The following is a 19,926-nucleotide window of genomic DNA, read 5'->3' as shown; positions in this document are numbered from 1 at the left end:
ACGTTCGGTCTGTCGTCGGGAGCTTTTGGCTCGTGGCGATAAGCAAGAGTATGGAGTGGTAGTTCAGTTGGTTAGAATACCGGCCTGTCACGCCGGGGGTCGCGGGTTCGAGTCCCGTCCACTCCGCCAACACTAAGCCCGCATGGTTACGCCATGCGGGTTTTTTCTTTTTGCGTGGTGCCGAATATCATTCATGCGCCACCCGTCAGGGCACCGGCCTGGCTGCCGTGGCGCCGGCTGACGGTGACGAAATAAAATACCAGCAACGAGCCGGCGATGGCCAGGCTGATGCTGTTGGCCATCCAGAATCCCGCGGCGCCACGCGTGAAGGGCGGCAGGGCGTCGATCAGGCCAAAGCCAAGCACGTAGCCGCCGCCCAGCCCGACGCCCCAGAGGGACAGCGCATAGATCAAGGTCGGCACCAGTGCAATCTTGTAGGCGCGCAGGATAAACGCCGTCATGACCTGTACCGCGTCGAAGGCCTGGTAGAAAGCGATGAACAACATCAGCGGCAGGGCGGCGCTGACCACCGCCGGGTCCTTCGCATAGGCATGCAGCAGCGGCTCGCGCAGGATCCACAGCAGCGCGCCGACCATGACCGCCAGCGACGCCGCCAGGCAGATGCCGCGCCGGGCAATGCGGCGTGCCGCGGCCGGATCGCGCGCGCCGATGGACTGCGCTACCAGGGTCGAGGTGGCGATTGCCAGCGAGAGCGGCAGCATGTAGGCCACGGCGCCAAGGTTGGCGATGATCTGGTGGCCGGCCAGCACGACGGTACCCATGCGCGTGATGAAGATCGACATCAGCGTGAACGAGGTGATCTCGATCAGGTAGGTCAGCCCCATTGGCACGCCCAGTCGCAGCAACGCCCGGATCGGCCGTGCCTGTGGCCAGGCCCAGTTGGAAAAGATCTGCAAGGGGCGGTAGGCCGCGTTGCGCCGCAGGATCAGGACGCCCGAGATGCACCAGATCCAGCTGATCAGCGTCGAGGCCAGCGCGCAGCCGGGTCCGCCCATCGCCGCGATGCCGAAGCCGCCACCGATAAACCAGGCATTGAGCGGAATCTTCACCGCCAGCCCGGCGAGTTGCAGCACGGTCACCATCACCGGGCGCGACAAGGCATTGTTCAGCGCGGAGTAGATGCGAAAGCCCAGGGCGGCCGGGAGGCCGAACGCCTGGATATGCAGATAGCCGGTTGCCTTCTCGACCAGTTCGGGCGGTGCCTGGGCAAATTGCAGCAACGGGCCCGGAAACAGGAGCAGCAGCATGCCAGGAATGGCCAGCGCCAGTCCCAGCCAGGCGGCTTGCCTGACCTCGCTGCCGATTTCGGCGGTGCGCCTTGCGCCATGCAGCTGCCCGGCGATCGGTGCGAGCGCCTGCAGCACCCCCATCAGGCTGATGTAGACCGTGACGTAGATCGAGCCACCCAGTCCAACGGCGGCCAGGTCGATGGCCGAAGCCCGTCCCGCCATGATGGTATCGACGACGCCGAAGGCAATCACCGCGAGCTGGCCGACCAGGACTGGCGCCGCCAGCATGGAAATCCGGCGGATATCCTGTACTGCGTTCATGCGATGCGCCAGCGCGCCGATTCAGGGATGGCGGGGCAGCCTGCGCGTCGGCAGGCTGGGCTTGGGCGGCGTGACATGGGACATATCGACCAGGCGATACATGCGGAAGCGCTCGTCCCGGTCCGAGGGCCGGCGGCCTTCCCAGACCAGGCGCCATTCGAAATGCGAAATGCTGGTGGGCTCGCCATAGTCGACCGGATCATGGCGCAGGAGGATGTCGCAGCCATCGGTCGGGCCGCCAAAACGGATATGGCCGAAGTACGCGAACGACGCCAGTTGCGCGTCGCCCATGCGGATCGGCTGCACGCAGCTATATGTGGCGGGCAGGGCCATGGAAGCGGCTTGCGCCACGTCGCGATAGGTCTTGCCGTAGTTGATCGATGGCATCCAGAGGGTCATCGCCAGCACCCACATCAATGTGGTGCCGGCCGCCGAGATCACCACCGGGCGCCAGATCTGCTTGGGTGCGCGCGAGAGCCGCCAGCGTACGATCAGGATCCAGGCCGCCGTCACCAGCAGCGCATAGATCACCGCGCTGATGGTGAAGTCCTGCTGGAAGCCCGGCAGCAGGCGATAGATATTGGCGGCGATGCGCGGCGGCTGGCCAGTCGTCCTGGCGATCCACATGAACCAGACAAAGCCGCCGAAGATGGTGAAGAACAGCAGGGCGAACCAGTCGATCGCATTGATGGCCGCGCGCGTGAGCGTCGGCAGGCCGAATGCGGCAAGCACTGCCATCGGCGGCAGCAGCAGGATGAACTGCACGTCGCCGGGCGAGCGCAGCAGGAACAGCATCATCAGCGGCGGCAGCAGCAGGGCGAGCGGCAGCGCCACATGCGGCGCGCGGCGCATCCCCGACCAGCTCAGCCAGGTCCAGCAGGCAATCGGCCATACCGGCCAGGTGAACAACAGCAGGTTGCGCGCGACGAAGTTGAGCGCGGTGGCGTTCGGCGCGCCATACGTGTGGCGGTCGTAGCGCGACCACTCGCGGATAAACGTCACGGCATCGTTGGGGTCGGTGGCGCCGAAGTAGGCGGCGGCCATCCAGGCTGCCACCAGCGCCAGCGCCAGCGGCACGCACACCAGCACCAGCCGCGGCAAGGGCAGGGGCTTGCAGGCAAGGCCGCAGACGATGATCGACGCCAGCAGCACTGATGGAATGATCGGCCCGCTGGACAGGGTCAGCGCGCCCAGCCCGACGCCCAGCCAGATGCCGCCCTGGATCGGCTTGTCCAGGCTGCGCACCATGCCATACAGGCTCATGGCGACGAAGCAAACCTGGCCCACCTGCGGCGTGGTTTCGTGGCCGCGCATGGCCAGGCCCACGCAGGCGAGGAAGATCAGCAAGGCGCCGTCGGCCAGTGTGCGGCCGTAGTCGCGCGCATTGGGCTGGCCGCCGAAGACATAGGCGAAGGGCTGTACCTCGGCGCGCCGGCCAAGCAGATAGGTGGCGTACCAGATCAGGACGCAGGTGCCGAAGTAGAAAAGTGCGGTTGCCAGGCGCGACGCGTCCGGCGCGCCGAGCCAGCCGCCAAACAGGCGGATCATCAGGGCGCCGACCCAGAACACCAGCGGGCCATCTTCGCCATAAGGGCGGCCCACGATATTGGGCATCAGCCAGTCCTGGCCATTCCCGGTGGCCAGTTGCCACATCACCCCGAAACCGGCCGCGTCCTCGTTCTTCCACGGGTCGCGGCCGAACAGGCCGGCCAGGCCGTAGATGATGCAGATGGCCAGCAACAGCGCGCGCGGAAGCGTGCCGGTGGCGGCTGCGGTCAGGTGGACACGGGAAGTCTTGGCTGCGCTCATTGATCGGTTGGGCTTGGGGGCGGCCGGGGCAGGCGCTCCCGGTTGGCTACATCCGGCTCATGCGCATGCGCCGGCAACGCGGGGCAAAATACGCAATGCTATCGGTATCGGACGAGGTGCGCCCGGCGCTGGCGCCATGGGCGCCATCCGCACGAGGGTTGCAAAAGCAAAGAGGCAGCCGCTGCTGCCTCTTTGCTTGTGTGCGCGGCGCCGGAGCATCGTCCGACGCCGTGCAGCGAGCGGGCTCGCGGCGCGAATTACTTCGCGGCGGACTTGCCCAGCTTGCTGCCGAACTTCTGGCGGAACTTCTCGACGCGGCCGGCCGTGTCCATGATCTTCTGGGTGCCGGTGTAGAACGGGTGCGATTCCGACGAGACTTCGATCTTGGCCAGCGGGTATTCCTTGCCGTCGCGGGTGATCGTGTCGCGCGTCTGGATGGTCGAGCGGGTCACGAAGCTGAAGTCGTTCGACACGTCGAGGAACACGACTTCGCGATAATTCGGGTGAATGCCTTCTTTCATGATGTTTCCTTTCAGGTTGGGTAGCCAGTCCGTTGATTGCCGCGCTGTTGCCACTCACTGTTGCCAGTACCGAGTATTGAGTATTGCGGCGAACGAACCACTTGCCGATAACGGACAATCCGGGATTATCGCAGAAAAACAAAAGGCTGGGCAAGATTTGAATGTGCCAGACACAACACCGGCGACCGCGCCTGAACATGGCTCTTCATTCACATCGCGGCCGGATCCTGGCGGTAGAACGCTGCGAGCGAGTCATAGAGCACAGGCCAATGCCGGCGCAGGCAGGTCGGCTCGACAAAGAAGGTCTCCGACGCCACCGCGAAGAACTCGCTCGGCGCTTCGCAGCCATAGGGGTCGATCACCCGCAGCGCCGGCGGCAGCCGCTCCGGATGGTCCCAGGCGTGGTCGGATTGCCTGTCGCACGCTTCCGCAAAGCGGTCGTACTCGGACAGGACGGTCTCCGCCCACTGCTCGCGGTCGATGCCAGGGTGGAGCACGCGCGAGAAGGGTGGCACGCCGTCGGGCTCGCCGTCGAGCATGTCGAGCTTGTGGGCGAACTCGTGAATGACCACGTTGTAGCTGTCGTCGGGGTGCGCGTGCCGTGCGTTGATCCCGCCGCCGGGCGTCTTCGCATCGGGCCAGGACAGGATGACCGGGCCGTGCTCCCAGGCTTCGCCGCTGGCTTCCTCGACCACGCCATGTACCAGCCCGATATCATCCTCGACGGTACGGCGGATGACGAATTCACCAGGATAGAGCACGATGCCGCGCCAGCCGCGATACCACTCGATGCCCAGCTTGAGGATGGGCACGCAGGCCTGTACCGCCACGATCGTCACCATCTCGTCGGTCAGCGGCAGGTCGTGCGCGGTGGAGTATTCCTTTTCGGCGATAAAGAGCGTGGCGAGTTCGCGCAAGGCGGCAAGGTCGGCGGCGCCATAGTGCTGCACGAACGGCAGGCTTGCCACCGTGTGTGCCCACAGCGCATCGGGGATCGCGTAGTGCTCGAGTTTGCGCACGCGCGAGCGCGCACGCAGGAAGTGGCTCAGTCGGCCGAACATGGGGCTCCTGCAGGTGTGGCATCGAGGTATCGCGTGCATGAAACGGAGCGCGGGACCCGACGCCAGATCAGGACATCGGCAAGCAAGGGGCCGTCGGGCACAAATGGTCCGGCGCAAATGCAAGAAGGGCGCGCCTGGGCACGCCCTTCCTGTGCGATACCGGCGCGCGAACTGCCGCGCGCGGTACAGCAAACGATCAGCCGCCTCTGCGCATCATATCGAAAAACTCGGCGTTGTTCTTGGTCGCCTTCATCTTGTCGAGGATGAACTCCATGGCCTGCACTTCGTCCATGTCCGAGATGAACTTGCGCAGCACCCATACCTTTTGCAGGATATCCGGCTTGATCAGCAGTTCCTCGCGGCGGGTGCCGGACTTGTTGAGGTTGATCGACGGATAGACGCGCTTTTCCGCCAGGCGGCGTTCCAAATGCACTTCCATGTTGCCGGTGCCCTTGAACTCTTCGTAGATCACGTCGTCCATGCGGCTGCCGGTTTCGATCAGCGCGGTGGCGATGATGGTCAGCGAGCCGCCTTCTTCCAGGTTGCGCGCAGCGCCGAAGAAGCGCTTCGGGCGTTGCAGTGCGTTGGCGTCCACGCCGCCGGTCAGCACCTTGCCCGAAGCCGGCACCACCGTGTTGTAGGCGCGTGCCAGGCGGGTGATCGAGTCCAGCAGGATCACCACGTCGCGCTTGAGCTCGACCAGGCGCTTGGCCTTCTCGATCACCATTTCGGCAACCTGCACGTGGCGGATGGCGGGTTCGTCGAAGGTCGACGCTACCACTTCGCCGCGCACCGAGCGCAGCATTTCAGTCACTTCTTCCGGGCGTTCGTCGATCAGCAGCACGAACAGGTCGGCTTCCGGATGGTTGTTGGCAATCGCGTGGGCGATGTGCTGCAGCATCACGGTCTTGCCGGACTTCGGCGATGCCACCAGCAGCGCGCGCTGGCCGCGGCCGATCGGGGCGATCATGTCGATGATGCGGCCGGTGATGTTTTCTTCCGCGCGGATCTCGCGTTCGAGCGTGAGCGGCCGGTTCGGGTGCAGCGGCGTCAGGTTCTCGAACATGATGCGGTTCTTCACCGCTTCAGGCGCCTGGCCATTGACCTTGTCCACCTTCACCAGCGCGAAATAGCGCTCGCCATCCTTGGGGGTCCGTACTTCGCCCTCGATCGTGTCGCCGGTATGCAGATTGAAGCGGCGGATCTGCGAAGGGCTGATGTAGATGTCGTCCGTGCTTGCCAGGTATGAGGTTTCCGGCGAACGCAGGAAGCCGAAGCCGTCCGGCAGGACTTCCAGGGTGCCGTCACCAAAGATGGTTTCGCCCAGCTTGGCGCGCTTCTTCAGGATCGCAAACATCAGCTCCTGTTTGCGCATCCGCTGTGCGTTGTCGATCTCGAGGGTCGCGGCCATTTCGAGAAGCGCAGACACGTGAAGCGATTTGAGTTCTGTCAGGTGCATAGACGAGGGGTACAGAGGCGCCCGGACGGGCTGGACCTAAGGGAGGGGGAGGAAATGAGCGAACGCTCGGGGAAGTTGTTGGTGCCATCTTAGCACAATCCGGACGGTGCGCCATGGCTGGCGCACGCACGTCGGATTGTGGCTACAACCGGGGCGGTGCCTGACGGCGCCCGGCCCCGGGCAAGCGACTTACAGGTTGCCGTCGAGGAAGGCGGTCAGCTGCGACTTGGACAGCGCGCCAACCTTCTGCGCGGCAACCGCGCCATCCTTGAACAGGATCAGCGTGGGGATGCCGCGGATGCCGAACTTGGCCGGCACTTGCTGGTTCTCATCGACGTTGATCTTGGCGATCTGCAGCTTGTCGCCGTAGTCCTTGGCCACTTCGTCGAGGATCGGGGCGATCATCTTGCAAGGACCGCACCATTCTGCCCAGAAGTCGAGCAGGACGGGCTTGTCGGACTTGAGCACGTCGGCGTCGAAGGAGGCGTCGCTCACATACTTGATTTGTTCACTCATGGCGGAAAACCTCTGGTTTCGCTCTGTTTGATTTGAAGGCGGGATTTGCCGAACCGCTACATTACACGAGTTTGCGCATACCCGTCGGGCACCGCCTCACCCGGTACGGGCGGCCCGAGCGAGGGGCCAGCCACGGAAGGCGGGTTTTGCTCATATGTTACCAGTTGATGGAAATTCAATACCGTCCCCATCAAGGTCACGGTGCGTTGCCGTACGCGGTGATAACCTTCAATTTGTGCGGCGAAGCATTGCGGCATTTTGCCCCGGAAGGCAAGCCCCGTGGAGTGATTGTATTAATCGGGGTAAGAGCTTTTTTCAATTACGCTACCCCTGGCCTGCCATGGCATGCTTGACGTGTGTTTTATCGGGCACTTCGGTCCAGGCGCCGAGCTTGTGGATCCAGCGCCCGACTGCACAGCCCGAGGCGGCCCGCACGAGGTGAAAACACAGGCATGGCACGGTCTTGCGCACGCGCAAACCTCGCGCCATGTATCGATAGCGGCGCGCGCCGGGGCGCGTAGAATACAGGCATGCGCCCGGCCCGCGCGCCCGGCGCCTTACCGCGCAACAGACAAGGCAAATAGACCATGACGCCAGACAGCCCTTCCAAGCCCGATCCGCAACAGCCGCCTGAAGTGGAGCACATGAGCGACGCGCTGGATCACATCAATAGCGCGGTCGAACAGAACAGCATTGCCGGCGGCGCTGCCAGAGGCCTGCTGTACAGCATCATCGAAACACTGGGCGCGTTGATCGGCGACCCAGACCTGCCCGAGCATGCGCGTTCGGGCTACCAGGGCCTGCTGGAGACCGCGCGCGAGATCCGCGCCCGTATCGAAGGCGGCAGCCACTGAATACCATCCGGGTTTTCCCGCGCTTTCACGTTCTCACGTTCTTCGCGCGCGGTGCGACCGCCCGCCGGATTTGCCGGCCAGGCGGGTGCGCCCTGCGCGCAGCGCGCCACGTGCCATGACTCCCGCTCCGGCCGTCACACTCGCTTCATGACTTCGCTGCAATTTCGTTCCGGCCCCGACTTCCTGCCGCAGGCCGCCGCCGCGGCCTGGCATTTCCTCGACCTTTGCGGGGAGCAGCAAGCCGCCGCGCACGTGGTGGTGCYCACCGCCGCGCAGATTCCCGGCGTGCGCCAGGCGCTGGATGCTGCCGTGCGCGCAGCCGGCGCGCCGCGCCTGCTGCCACGCGTGCTCACGCTCGGCCACTGGCTGCTCGACCTGCCGCCCGACCCGGTTCCCGTGCGCAGCCATGCGGCCCGGCTGCTGGCGGTGCAGCAGGCGATCCGCGCGCAGGACTGGCTGCGGCGCGCTTTCGGTGCGCAGACCGAGGCTGCGGCCTGGGGGCTGGCGCAGACGCTGCTGACCATCAGCGACGAACTGAGCGCGCGCTGGCTCGACGACGAAGCCATTCGCGACGACGACATCGATGGCGACGACCGTGCCGCGCTGCTGCAGGGCGCGCTGGAGCGAACCTACGCACACCTGTCCTCCCGCTTCCTTGGCGAGGAAGCGCGCATCGTCATGGCCTTCTGGCAAGCCTTGTCGGGCCCGGACGATCCGCTGCCGGCGCGTCGCCGCGTGCTGCACCGGCTGGCCCAGCACCTGGCCGGCCCGGTGATCTGGCTGGGACCGACGCCGCCCACGCCGATCGAGGAAGCGTTCCTGCAGCAGGCCGCCGAACTCGTGCCGGTGCTCCGCATCGGCTATGACTGGTCCGCGCAGTCCACGCCATCGCAGAGCAGCGCGCTCGATGACGATGCAGGCAAACAAGCCAATGATGACGCCAATGATGAAGCAGGGGCGTTCGACTGGTACGACACCTTGCTGGCCCTGTGGCCGGAGGCGCGGCTCCCCGGCGCGCAGGAAGCCGCCGCGCGCCGTGCGCCGCGCGGGCTGCCGGCGCAGCGCCCGCGCGTGCGCGTGATCGGCAGCGCGCGCTTCGAGGACGAAGCCGGCGCCGCTGCCGACCAGCTTGTGCAGTGGCTCAACGAGGGCCGGCGCCACGTGGCCCTGGTGGCGCACGACCGCGTGGTGGCGCGGCGCGCACGCGCCTTGCTGGCACGTGCCGGTGCGCCGGTGCGCGACGAGACTGGCTGGAAACTCTCGACCACGCGCGCCGCCGCCGCGCTGATGCGCTGGTTCGACCTGCTCAATCAGGACGGCGACACCTCGGCCTTGCTCGACCTGCTCAAGAGCCCGTTCTGCCTGCCGGATTTTCCGTTGCGCGGCGCGGCCATCGCCGCGCTGGAGCGGCAGATTCGCCGCGACGGCATCAGCGGCGGCTGGCGCCGTTTGCAGCAGCGCTTCCGGCTGGACGTCGCCGACGAATCGCATGTGGACGCGAATGATGCCGGCGATGACACCGGGCAGCACGCCCGCCACGCAGCGCGCCAGGCCGCGTGCGAGCTGGTGCAGTGTCTGGCAGCCGAAGCCGCTGCCTGGCCGCGCGGCAACGCGCAGAAGCCGGTGTCCACCTGGCTGGAGCGACTCGACGCCACCCTCGACGTGCTCGGCATGCGCGACGCGCTGGCCGCAGACGACGCGGGCGGCCAGTTGCTCGACGCGCTGGCGCGGCTCGCCGACCTGCCGCAGGACGAGACGGGCGCGCTCGCCACGCTCGATCTCGGTGAATTCCGCTCCATGCTGTCGGCCTTGCTCGAATCGGTCGCCTACAAGGAGCCCTCGGCCAGCGGCGCCGCGCGCATCACCATCCTGCCGCTCAACGGCGCGCGCATGCGCCGCTTCGATGGCGTGGTGGTGGTGGGGTGCGACGATGCGCAACTGCCGTCCAGCGCGGCGGAGCTGATGTTCTTCTCCAACCAGATGCGGCGCGAGCTGGCGCTGGAAGACCGCGAGGTACGCTTTGCCCAGCAGGCGCGCGACCTTGCCGAGGTCTTGCTCAATAACGATGACATCGTGCTGACGTGGCAGCGCCTGGGCGCGCGCGGCGAACCCAGGCACGTGTCGGGCTGGATCGAACGGCTCAGCGCGCTGTGTGCGCGCGCGGGCGCGCCCATCGAGGCGAGTGCCTTGCCGGTGCTGCACGAGACCTTCGCCGAGGTCGGCGGCATGCCCGCACCGGCAGCGTCCGAGCTGGTGCCTGCACGCTGGAGCGCGCAGGCGTACAACATGCTGCGGCGCTGTCCCTATCAGTTCTTCGCCGGCCGCATGCTCGGGCTGGCCGGGCTGGAGGTCGTCAGCGACGACCTGGAAAAGCGCGATATCGGCGAGTTGCTGCACCGCGTGCTTCTGCGCTACCACCGCGAGGCATCGCAGGACGGCTTGCGCCACGAGGCCGCGCGCCTGGCGCGATTGCGCGAGATTTCCGATCATGAGTTCGGCGCGCTGATGAAGGAAGACGGCAACGCCATCGGCTACTACCGCCGCTGGTGCGAAGTGCTGCCTTCCTACGTGGCATGGCAGGCGCAACGCGAGGCGCAAGGGTGGTTCTGGGACGACGGCGAGCTGGATGCCACCGTCGACCTGCCCATGCCCGACGGCAAGCCGCTGCGCGTCAACGGCCGCATCGACCGGCTCGACCGCGCCCGCGACGGCAGCCGTGCGGTGCTCGATTACAAGACGCAGAGCGTGCTGCGGCTCAAGCGCAAGGTGGGGGATGTGGAAGAGGATTGCCAGTTGCCATTCTATGGATTGCTGCGCGCCGATGTTGCGGGTGGCAGCTGGGTGGCGCTTGAGGGCGTGAAGGATGGCCCGCCCGCATCCCAGCGCGAAATTGGCTTGCCCGATTTCGACGCCGCGGTGGCGTGGCTCGAACAGCAGTTGCGCACCGACGTGATGCGCTTGCGCCAGGACGCGCCGCTGCCGGCCTTCGGCGATGCGAGCGCCTGTACCTATTGCACTGCCCGCGGCCTGTGCCGCAAGGGTTTCTGGGAAAGCACGGCGTTGCCGCCGCGGGTTGCTGCGCATGCGGGAGGGCGCGCATGAGCATCCACGCCTATTTGCACGATGGCGAGCCAATCGCCGAGGCCGAGTTCACGCGCGCCGCCTGCGACCCTGTGCGCTCGGTGGTGGTCGAGGCCTGCGCGGGCAGCGGCAAGACCTGGCTGCTGGTGGCGCGCCTGTTGCGCTTGCTGCTGGCTGGCGCGGCGCCGCACGAGATCCTCGCCATCACCTTCACGCGCAAGGCGGCCGAGGAAATGCGCGAGCGCCTGCTGGACGTGCTCGCGCAACTCGCGCGCGACGATGACGACGTGGTGATCGCCGCGCTGACGCAGCGCGGGCTGGCGCCGGACGCGGCCCGCGCGGCCTTGCCGCGCGCGCGCGGCCTGCATGCGCAGGTGCTCGCCGCGCCTGGCCGCATGGCCATCGATACGTTCCACGGCTGGTTCGGTACGCTGTTGCGCGGTGCGCCGCTTGCGTCGGGCATCGTACCGGGCGCCACGCTGCGCGAAGACGCGCTGCGCATGAAGCGCGAGGCGTGGGCGCCGTTCTGGCAGGCGCTGGCGACGCCGCCGTATGCCGACCTGCGCGCGGCGTTCGAGCGGCTGGTCGACGCCATCGGCGAGTTCCAGGCGCGTGCGCTGCTCGATGCCATGTTCCATGCGCGCAGCGAGTGGCTGGCGTTCCGCGAAAGCGGCGATCCTGCGCAAGCGCTCGCGGCGGACCTTGGCGAGGATGCCCAGGTCGACGTGCTGATCGAAGTGCTGGCCGACGACAGCTGGCTCGACGCCTGCCAGGGCCTGGCCTCGCAACTGGGCCGGGGCGGCAAGACCGAGCAGGCCCATGCTACGCGGCTGGCCGACGCGATCATGGCGATCCGCGCCTGGCGCGAGGCGGGTGCCGAAGCGGGCGAGCTGGCCGAGCGCGCCTTCGCGGTATTGCGCGACGCGTTCTTCACCGCGGCCGGCAAGCCGCGCTCGCTGCGAGCCACCGCGGCGCTGACCAAGGCGCTGGGCGGCGAATCCATGGTTGAGGCGTTTCTTGCCGAGCACGGCGCGCTGTGCGCCGCGCTGGAGCAGGTCGCGCAGCGCCGCCGCGAAGCGGCGGTGCTGGCGGTCAACCTCGCGCTCTACCAACTGGGCGATGCGCTGCTGACGCGCTACCAGCACCACAAGTCCGAGCAGCGTGCGATGGACTTCGCCGACCTGGAATGGCTGGCCGCGCGGCTGATGCGCGACGAAGAGACCGCCACCTACCTGCAGGTCCGGCTCGACGCGCGTTACCGCCACCTGTTGCTCGACGAGTTCCAGGACACCAACCCACTGCAATGGCGCATCCTGCAAGGCTGGCTGGCCGGCTACGCGGGGCTGGGAGAACGGCCCACCGTGTTCCTGGTAGGCGACCCCAAGCAGTCGATCTATCGCTTCCGCCGCGCCGATGCGCGTCTGTTCCAGACCGCCAGCGAGATGCTGCAGGCAGGCTTTGGCGCCACGGTGCTGCGCACCAACCGGACCCGCCGCAATCGCCCCGAGGTGCTGGACTGGGTCAACGCGGTATTCGACGCCGCGCGCGCCGACGGCCGCTATCCGCTGTTCGAGACGCAGACCACGGCGCTGGACGAGCCCGGCGGCCCCATCTGGCTGCTGCCGCTGGTCGAGCCCGAAGAGGAGATCGCTCCCGAGGCCGAAACCACCGGCGCAGCAGGCGAGGCTGTCTCGATAGCCGCGGCACACCGCGACACGCTGACCCAGCCACGCCAGCACGAAGGCGATTCGCTGCGCCTCGAAGAAGGCCGGCGCGTGGCCGCCTGGCTGCGCCATATCCGTGCCACGGTGCCGGTCGCCGACAGCGATGGCCCGCGGCCCGCGCGCTGGAGCGACGTCCACTTGCTGGTGCGCCGCAAGACCCATCTGGCGGAATACGAGCGCGCCTTCCGCGAGGCCGGCATCCCGTGCCTGAGTCCGCGCCGGGGCGGCTTGCTGGCCACGCTCGAAGCGCTCGACCTGTCGGCGCTGCTGGCCTTCCTGATGACGCCGGAGTCCGATCTGGACCTGGCCCACGTGCTGAAAAGCCCGCTGGTCGGCGCCACCGACGAGGACCTGATCGCCATTGCGCAGATGGCGCAGGCACATGAGCCGCGCCCGGGCTGGTGGGCCTGCCTGCAGCAGCAGGGGCTGCCCGAGTTCAGCAGCCCCGCGCTGCGCGACGGCATCGCGCGGTTGCACCACTGGCTCGAAGTGGCGCCGCATCGCCCGGTGCATGACCTGATCGATCACATCTACCACGGCGGCGAAGTGCGCCGGCGCTATGCCGAAGCCGCGCCGGCCGAGATCCGCGACCAGGTGCTGGCCAACCTCGATGCGTTCCTGAAACTCTCGCTCGATCTGGATGGCGGCCGCTACCCGAGCCTGCCGAAGTTCATCGACGAGCTGCGGGAAATCCGCCGTGGCGAAGAAGGCGAAAGCCCCGACGAAGGCGGCATGGCCGACAGCGCGGAGGACGCCGAGGGCGAAGCCGATGCGGATGCCGCCAATAACGCCGATAGCGCCGGTAGCGCGCAGGACGCCGTCCACATCCTCACCGTCCATGCGGCCAAGGGCCTGGAGGCGCCGTTCGTCGTGCTGCTGGACGCGAACCACAGCGATGCCGCCCCGGACCGCGCAGGCATCCTGATCGACTGGCCGCCGTCGTCGCCGGTGCCGGTGCATTTCTCCGCCTACGGCAAGCGCAGCGAGCGCGGGCTGGCGCGCGCGCCGTTGTTCGAGGCCGAGGCCGCGCTGGCCGAGCGTGAAAACTGGAACCTGCTTTATGTGGCGATGACGCGCGCGCGCCAGGGCTTGCTGGTGAGCGGCGTCAAGGGACGCGCGTCACGTAGCGCCGACAGCGCCGACAGCGGCGAAGGCAATCGCGAGATCGCCGGGAGCTGGTATGCGCGGCTGCTGGCGGCCAGGACAGGCGTGGAGGTCGAGCCCTTTCCGCCGGCCACCGCGCAGGACGCGGCCGGCGGCGCTGCCAGCAACGATGCGCGCGTGCGTTATACCGATTTTCGCCAGCGTTACCGCGAGGCGGCCGAGGCGCTGGCACCGGTGCTGGAGTGGGAAGACGAGCAGGCCGGGCAGGGCGCGAGCCCGAGCGAGGATGGCCACGCCATCGTGTTCGACGCCGACGCGGCTCGCCATGGCGAATTGCTGCACGCGTTGCTGGAGCGCGTGACGCGCTATCCCGAGGCGTTCGAGGGACTGCCCGAAGCCGAAGTGGTGATGCGCTGGTTCCCGCTGGCCGGCGCCGGCACAGCGCAGGCGCGCGCGCTGTGGCGCGACCAGGCGCATGCCGCCGTGGAGGCTGCCCGCCTGATGCTGGAGGCCCCGGCCTTGCGGCCGCTGCTGTTCCCGCAGGCGGCGCTCAGCGCGCGCAACGAGGTGGAGCTCTACGATGCGCGCGGCCGCCTGCTGCGGATCGACCGTTTGGTGGAATTTGCCGAGCGGGTCGTGATCATCGATTACAAGCTGCGCCTGCTGCCGCAGGAGCACGCCGCCTACGCGCAGCAGCTCGCGCGCTATGTGGCGGCGGTCAGGCCGATGTTCCCGGGGCGGGTGGTCGAGGCAGGCGTAGCCACGGCCGATGGTGAGTGGATTGCGGCGCAGATGCTGCAAACGGAGCGCCAGGGCTCCCTGTTCTAGGTATGTCCTGGATCATGACAAGGCTGGGGGAGTGCCCGTACTTGGTGCACAGGCCGCGAAAATGCGCGATGATGCGGAAACTGCTGGGGGAGTACTGGGGAGTACTGGGAGAACAGATAATGGGGGACGAGCCCGACCCTTCCCAACTCCGAAAAAATAAAATCATTTAAAGACAACGACTTGGCAACCGTGCTAATCGCCATGTAACCCGTTCAGGTGATACATCGGCGGCCATGGCAGCAGGGCGCGATTGCGTTTTTTTGAATCGGGAGGGCGTGATGAATGCATTTGATAGCACCATTATTCATTTCCTGAACCAGTTCGCTTTCCGCTCTGCGTTCGTGGACCGCGCGGCGTTGGCAATGACGCATCTCTATATGCTGCGCGGCTTGCCAATCATTACACTGCTGTGGTGGATCTGGTTCCGCGACGGCCCGACCAGGCAGCGCGACCGGGAAATCGTCATCACGACACTCGTCGCCGGCCTTTGCGCATTGGCGCTGGGCCGGTTCCTGGCGTACTGGCTGCCATTCCGCGTCCGCCCCGTTATCAACCCTGAACTGGGATTGCGCTTTCTCGCTCCCGCGGAAGAAGGGCTCCGGAGCTGGAGCGCCTTCCCGAGTGACCATGCGATGCTGTGGTGCGCCATGGCGACCGGCGTGCTACTGGCGTCCTGGCGCATTGGCATCTTTGCGCTGGCGTATGCCTGCCTGTTTAGCCTGTCGCGGGTTTATGTCGGGCTACATTATCCGACGGACGTGCTGGGAGGGGCCGTGCTGGGGGTGTTAGTGTGCTTGTTGCTGAATCGAGCGCGATGCCGCCAGCTTATAGCGGTACCGGTTCTGAGTTTTTCCAGCCGGAATCAAGGCTTGTTCCATGTGGGCATGTTCCTGCTGAGCTTTGGACTGGTAACCCATTTTGACGAGTTGCGCCTGGTGGGTTCCGCGCTGCTAAAGTCCATCTGAATTTTCCTGCATGGGCGGTAGCGGTGAAGGCCAATGGATCGCTTTGCCATCTTGTCAGTCGTCATTTGGTCAATCGCAAGTGACACACTGAAAGGGCACGCTGGCTGGCTGGAAGCCCTTGTCTCGCCGTAAAGTATTGGCGTACAAGGATTTTGGAATTTGAAGGGGACGAGCCCGACCCTCGGCACTGGCGGAAAACGGCTGTGGCTGCTTCGTTCCCGACCTGACCAGGTTGACCGCGCCGCCATGCGAGGAGGCCCGTCCGGTCGGCATTGTAACCCAGGGCGGAGGAGTCGGGCAGATTTCCCGTGAAATTGGTTAACGGATGCACATAGCCCAGGCAACGCCAGGGCACCGCGTGCGTCCGGAGCCGCCGCCGCGAGGACGAGAACACGTTAGCCGCCAAGTGGATATGGCAACCATGTCACCAGCGAGACCCGCGATGAATGCCAACGACCAGATGCTCCGTACCACGCTGCCGCCGCAGGAAATTTCCAGCGAGGTATTGCTGGAAAAATACGCCAAGGGCGAGGAAGCCACCGCCGCCGACGTGCGCCTGCGCGTGGCGCGCGCGCTGGCCGAGGCCGAACCGGAGGCGCAGCGCGAGCAATGGGCCGAGCGCTTCCTGTGGGCGCAGGAACAGGGCTTCGTGCCCGCCGGGCGCATCAACTCCGCGGCGGGCACGCGCATCGAGGCCACGCTGATCAACTGCTTCGTGCAGCCGGTGGGCGATTCGGTCTCCACTGTCATTGGCGGCAAGCCCAGCATTTATACGGCACTGGCACAGGCGGCCGAGACCATGCGGCGCGGTGGCGGGGTCGGATACGATTTCTCCGCGATACGGCCGTCCGGCGGGCTGGTAAGGGGCACGCATTCGCGCGCCTCGGGGCCGGTGTCCTTCATGAAGGTGTTCGATGCCTCGTGCGCCACGGTGGAGTCGGCCGGATCGCGCCGCGGCGCGCAGATGGGCGTGCTGCGCTGCGACCATCCGGATATCGAGACCTTTATCCATGCCAAGGACCATGGCGAGCTGACCAACTTCAATATCTCGATCGGCGTGAGCGACGACTTCATGCGCGCGGTCGAGGCCGATGGCGAGGTCGAGCTGGTGCATGAGGCGGAGCCCGCGGCGGAAACCATCGCCGCCGGCGCCTATCGTCGCGGCGACGGCCAGTGGGTCTACCGCCGCGTGCCGGCGCGGCAGCTGTGGGACCAGGTGATGCACGCCACTTACGATCACGCCGAGCCCGGCATCCTGTTCCTGTCCCGGATCAACGACGACAACAATCTCTATTATTGCGAGCGCATCGAGGCCACCAATCCCTGCGCCGAACAGCCGCTGCCATCCTATGGCTGCTGCGATCTGGGCTCGATCGACCTGACCCGCTTCGTGCGCCAGCCATTCGCCAGCGACAGCCGCTTCGATTTCCAGGAATTCGCCGAAGTGGTACGGCTGGCGGTACGCATGCTGGACAACGTGCTCGACGTCACCTACTGGCCGCTGCCGGAGCAGCAGGCCGAGGCCCACGCCAAGCGGCGCATCGGCCTGGGTTTCCTGGGGCTGGGCAGCGCGCTGGTGATGCTGGGCATCCGCTACGACAGCGAGCCCGGGCGCGCGTTGGCCGCACGCATCGCGCAGGTCATGCGCGACACTGCCTACCTGGCATCGGCCGGGCTGGCGCGCGAGAAGGGCGCCTTTGCGCTGTTCAAGACCAGCGAATACCTGGCCAGCGGTTTCGCGCAGCGCTTGCCGCAAGCCGTGCGCGAGGCGATCGGCCGCGATGGCATCCGCAATTCGCACCTGCTGTCGATCGCCCCGACGGGCACCATCACCCTGGCGTTCGCCGACAACGCATCGAACGGCATCGAACCGGCTTTCTCGTGGACCTATGACCGCAAGAAGCGCATGGCGGACAACAGCTACAAGGTATTCGAGGTGGCCGACCATGCGTGGCGCCTTTATCGTCACCTCGGCGGCGATATGACGCAGCTGCCCGACAGCTTCGTCACGGCGCTGCAGATGTCGGCGCTCGATCATATGAAGATGCTCGAGGCGGTGCAGCCTTATATCGACACCAGCATCAGCAAGACCGTCAACGTGCCCGAGGACTACCCCTACGAGGCCTTCCGCAATCTCTACCTGGAAGCCTGGCGGGCCGGGCTGAAAGGGCTCGCCACCTACCGGCCCAACAGCGTGCTGGGGGCGGTGCTGTCGGTGACGCCCCCGCCGGCCGAAGCCCTGGCGGCCCCCGCGGCGCTGACGGACGACCCCCTGCGCAAGCCGTTCGCGAGCCGTCCGGTGGGCGACCTCGAAGGGGTGACCTCCAAGGTCGGGTACATGACCTACGAGGGCCACAAGACGGTCTACCTGACCGTGAATTTCATGCGCGTGGGGGGCCTGCTGGACGGCAAGCCGGTCGAGGTGGAGCGCCCGGTGGAATTCTTCATGCCGGCCGGGCAGCGCAACGACGGCCAGCAGTGGATCACTTCCACCATGCGACTGCTGTCGATGGTGGCGCGCTCGGGCGGCTCGATCGCCAAGGCGCTGGCGGACATGCGCAATGTGGTGTGGGACAAGGGCACGGTGCGCTACGGCGTGATCCAGCGCCAGGACGGCACCGAGGCGCCCCGCTTCCACGATTCCGAGGTGGCGGCGATCGGCTATGCCCTGCAGCGCATCCTGATCAAGCGGGGCTTCCTCGACGCCGACGGCGCCCAGGTGCCGGTGGCGGCGCTTGCCACGCGCCTGGCCGGCCGGGAAAGGACCGATGATGGCGGCACCGGCGGGCGTGGCGCCGCACCGGCGGTCAGCGCCGGCGGCGCGCTGGCCGCGGCGCTGGGGCTGGCTTCGGGCAAGCCTTGTCCCGAATGCGGCGCCCATGCCCTGCACAAGATCGATGGCTGCGCCAAGTGCGCCAACTGCGGCTATGTCGGCGAGTGCGGCTAGCGGCGCGGGGCCCGGCGGTCTGGATCGCCGGATCCCTTGAATCCCTCCTGAACGACGGCTGCCTTTTGCTACAATCGCCGCCATGAGTTATCAAGTGCTAGCGCGCAAATGGCGCCCCCGGGATTTCACCACGCTGGTCGGCCAGGAGCACGTGGTCCGCGCGCTCACGCACGCGCTGGAGCAACAGCGGCTGCACCATGCCTACCTGTTCACCGGCACGCGGGGCGTCGGCAAGACCACACTGTCCCGGATTCTGGCCAAGGCGCTGAACTGCCTCGGGCCGGACGGCAACGGCGACATCACCGCGCAGCCTTGCGGGGTGTGCAAGGCCTGCACCGAGATCGACAGCGGGCGCTTCGTCGACTACATCGAGATGGACGCGGCCTCCAACCGCGGCGTCGACGAGATGGCCTCCCTGCTCGACAAGGCGGTGTACGCGCCGACGGCGGGGCGCTTCAAGGTCTACATGATCGACGAAGTGCACATGCTTACCAACCACGCCTTCAACGCCATGCTGAAGACGCTGGAAGAGCCGCCCGCGCATGTCAAGTTCATCCTGGCCACCACCGACCCGCAGAAGATCCCGGTGACGGTGCTGTCGCGCTGCCTGCAGTTCAACCTCAAGCAGATGCCGCCCGGCCATATCGTCAGCCACCTCGACCATGTGCTGGGCGAGGAGGGCATCGTCCGTGAAGCCAACGCGCTGCGCCTGCTGGCCCAGGCCGCGCACGGTTCGATGCGCGACGCGCTGTCGCTGACCGACCAGGCCATCGCCTACAGCGCGGGGCAGGTCTCCGAGGCTGCCGTGCGCGGCATGCTGGGCGCCATCGATCAAGGTTACCTGGTGCAACTGCTGGATGCGCTGGCGGCCGAGGACGGCGCTGCCATGCTGGCGGTGGCGGATGGCATGGCCGACCGCAGCCTGTCCTTTGCCGGCGCCTTGCAGGATCTCGCCTCGCTGTTGCACAAGATCGCGCTGGCCCAGGCCGTGCCTGCCTCGGTCCAGGAAGAGTGGCCGGAAGCCGCCGAAGTGCGCCGCTTCGCCGCTGCCTTCGATGCGCAGGAAGTACAGTTGTTCTACCAGATCGCCAATCTTGGCCGTAGCGAGCTGGCGCTGGCGCCGGATGAGTACGCCGGCTTCACCATGACGCTGCTGCGGATGCTGGCGTTCCGCCCGTCGGCGAGCCCCGCGCCTGGCGCGGCGCAAGGTGGTGGCGGGCAACTGGCACCGCGCGCGCGTGGCGCCGCCGCACCGGTGGGCCGGGTTGCCGGGGCTGCTGTTGCCGCGGCTGCTCCCGCCTTGCCGCAGGTTCCGCCGGCCGTGCCGGCGGCGCCTCCTGCCGAACCAGCGCCAGTCCAGGCGCAATCAGCTGCGCCCAGGCCTGCTGCCCAGGCCCAGCCCGCCGCGCCCGTGCGGGCGCGGAGCGCGGCTCCGGCAGCACCGCCGGCGGTCGCGCCCGCTGTCGCCGGCGGCGCGCCGCTGTCG

At 67.0% G+C, this 19,926-nt stretch carries 12 protein-coding genes, 1 tRNA gene and 1 other RNA gene; 7 read left to right on the top strand and 7 right to left on the bottom strand.

Going from position 1 to position 19,926, the window contains the following annotated elements:
- Window positions 1-52: 52 nt before the first annotated feature.
- A tRNA-Asp gene (locus AC1DQ3_RS34815) sits at window positions 53-129 on the top strand.
- Between the two features lie 62 nt (window positions 130-191).
- Here the strand turns inward: AC1DQ3_RS34815 and AC1DQ3_RS34810 are convergent.
- The 6 genes from AC1DQ3_RS34810 to trxA form a co-directional block, all read right to left on the bottom strand.
- Window positions 192-1,571, bottom strand: a complete 1,380-nt coding sequence (locus tag AC1DQ3_RS34810) for an MATE family efflux transporter (RefSeq protein WP_477124646.1) — start codon at window positions 1,569-1,571, stop codon at window positions 192-194.
- Window positions 1,572-1,592: 21 nt separating this feature from the next.
- Window positions 1,593-3,380 carry an ArnT family glycosyltransferase gene (locus AC1DQ3_RS34805; protein ID WP_477124645.1) on the bottom strand — a complete coding sequence of 596 codons (1,788 nt, stop codon included), beginning with the start codon at window positions 3,378-3,380 and terminating at the stop codon, window positions 1,593-1,595.
- Window positions 3,381-3,637: 257 nt separating this feature from the next.
- Window positions 3,638-3,901 carry a type B 50S ribosomal protein L31 gene (locus tag AC1DQ3_RS34800; RefSeq protein ID WP_477124644.1) on the bottom strand — a complete coding sequence of 88 codons (264 nt, stop codon included), beginning with the start codon at window positions 3,899-3,901 and terminating at the stop codon, window positions 3,638-3,640.
- Between the two features lie 209 nt (window positions 3,902-4,110).
- Window positions 4,111-4,962 (bottom strand): M90 family metallopeptidase, encoded by an 852-nt coding sequence (locus AC1DQ3_RS34795; RefSeq protein ID WP_477124643.1) that lies wholly within the window; start codon window positions 4,960-4,962, stop codon window positions 4,111-4,113.
- Between the two features lie 196 nt (window positions 4,963-5,158).
- Window positions 5,159-6,421, bottom strand: coding sequence for a transcription termination factor Rho (gene rho / locus AC1DQ3_RS34790; RefSeq protein ID WP_035868076.1), 1,263 nt, complete (start codon window positions 6,419-6,421; stop codon window positions 5,159-5,161).
- Between the two features lie 189 nt (window positions 6,422-6,610).
- Complete coding sequence (gene trxA / locus AC1DQ3_RS34785; protein WP_477124642.1) at window positions 6,611-6,937, bottom strand: thioredoxin TrxA; 327 nt, start codon at window positions 6,935-6,937, stop codon at window positions 6,611-6,613.
- A 587-nt stretch (window positions 6,938-7,524) separates the two neighbouring features.
- Here trxA and AC1DQ3_RS34780 point away from each other — a divergent pair.
- The 4 genes from AC1DQ3_RS34780 (at window position 7,525) to AC1DQ3_RS34765 (ending at window position 15,493) form a co-directional block, all read left to right on the top strand.
- Complete coding sequence (locus tag AC1DQ3_RS34780; protein ID WP_477124641.1) at window positions 7,525-7,791, top strand: hypothetical protein; 267 nt, start codon at window positions 7,525-7,527, stop codon at window positions 7,789-7,791.
- A 147-nt stretch (window positions 7,792-7,938) separates the two neighbouring features.
- Window positions 7,939-10,893: a PD-(D/E)XK nuclease family protein gene (locus AC1DQ3_RS34775; RefSeq protein ID WP_477124640.1), complete on the top strand. Its 2,955-nt coding sequence runs from the start codon at window positions 7,939-7,941 to the stop codon at window positions 10,891-10,893.
- Window positions 10,890-14,528 (top strand): UvrD-helicase domain-containing protein, encoded by a 3,639-nt coding sequence (locus AC1DQ3_RS34770; RefSeq protein ID WP_477124639.1) that lies wholly within the window; start codon window positions 10,890-10,892, stop codon window positions 14,526-14,528. The genes AC1DQ3_RS34775 and AC1DQ3_RS34770 overlap by 4 nt, the downstream gene beginning before the upstream one ends.
- Window positions 14,529-14,806: 278 nt before the next feature.
- Complete coding sequence (locus tag AC1DQ3_RS34765; RefSeq protein ID WP_477124638.1) at window positions 14,807-15,493, top strand: phosphatase PAP2 family protein; 687 nt, start codon at window positions 14,807-14,809, stop codon at window positions 15,491-15,493.
- A 164-nt stretch (window positions 15,494-15,657) separates the two neighbouring features.
- On the opposite strand, the gene ffs is transcribed toward AC1DQ3_RS34765, so the two are convergent.
- Window positions 15,658-15,756, bottom strand: an RNA gene (ffs, locus tag AC1DQ3_RS34760) — signal recognition particle sRNA small type.
- A 179-nt stretch (window positions 15,757-15,935) separates the two neighbouring features.
- Here ffs and AC1DQ3_RS34755 point away from each other — a divergent pair.
- Together AC1DQ3_RS34755 and AC1DQ3_RS34750 are read left to right on the top strand one after the other, a co-directional pair.
- Entirely contained in the window at window positions 15,936-18,440 is a 2,505-nt protein-coding gene (locus tag AC1DQ3_RS34755; protein ID WP_477124647.1) for an adenosylcobalamin-dependent ribonucleoside-diphosphate reductase, read from the top strand.
- 82 nt (window positions 18,441-18,522) lie between these two features.
- Window positions 18,523-19,926: DNA polymerase III subunit gamma/tau (locus AC1DQ3_RS34750; RefSeq protein ID WP_477124637.1), on the top strand; the 1,404-nt coding region annotated here is incomplete at its 3' end.

It is taken from the genome of Cupriavidus sp. 01T418 (assembly GCF_056398885.1).
Note: the sequence above shows the minus strand (reverse complement) of the source record. Positions and strands in the feature narration are given on the sequence as shown.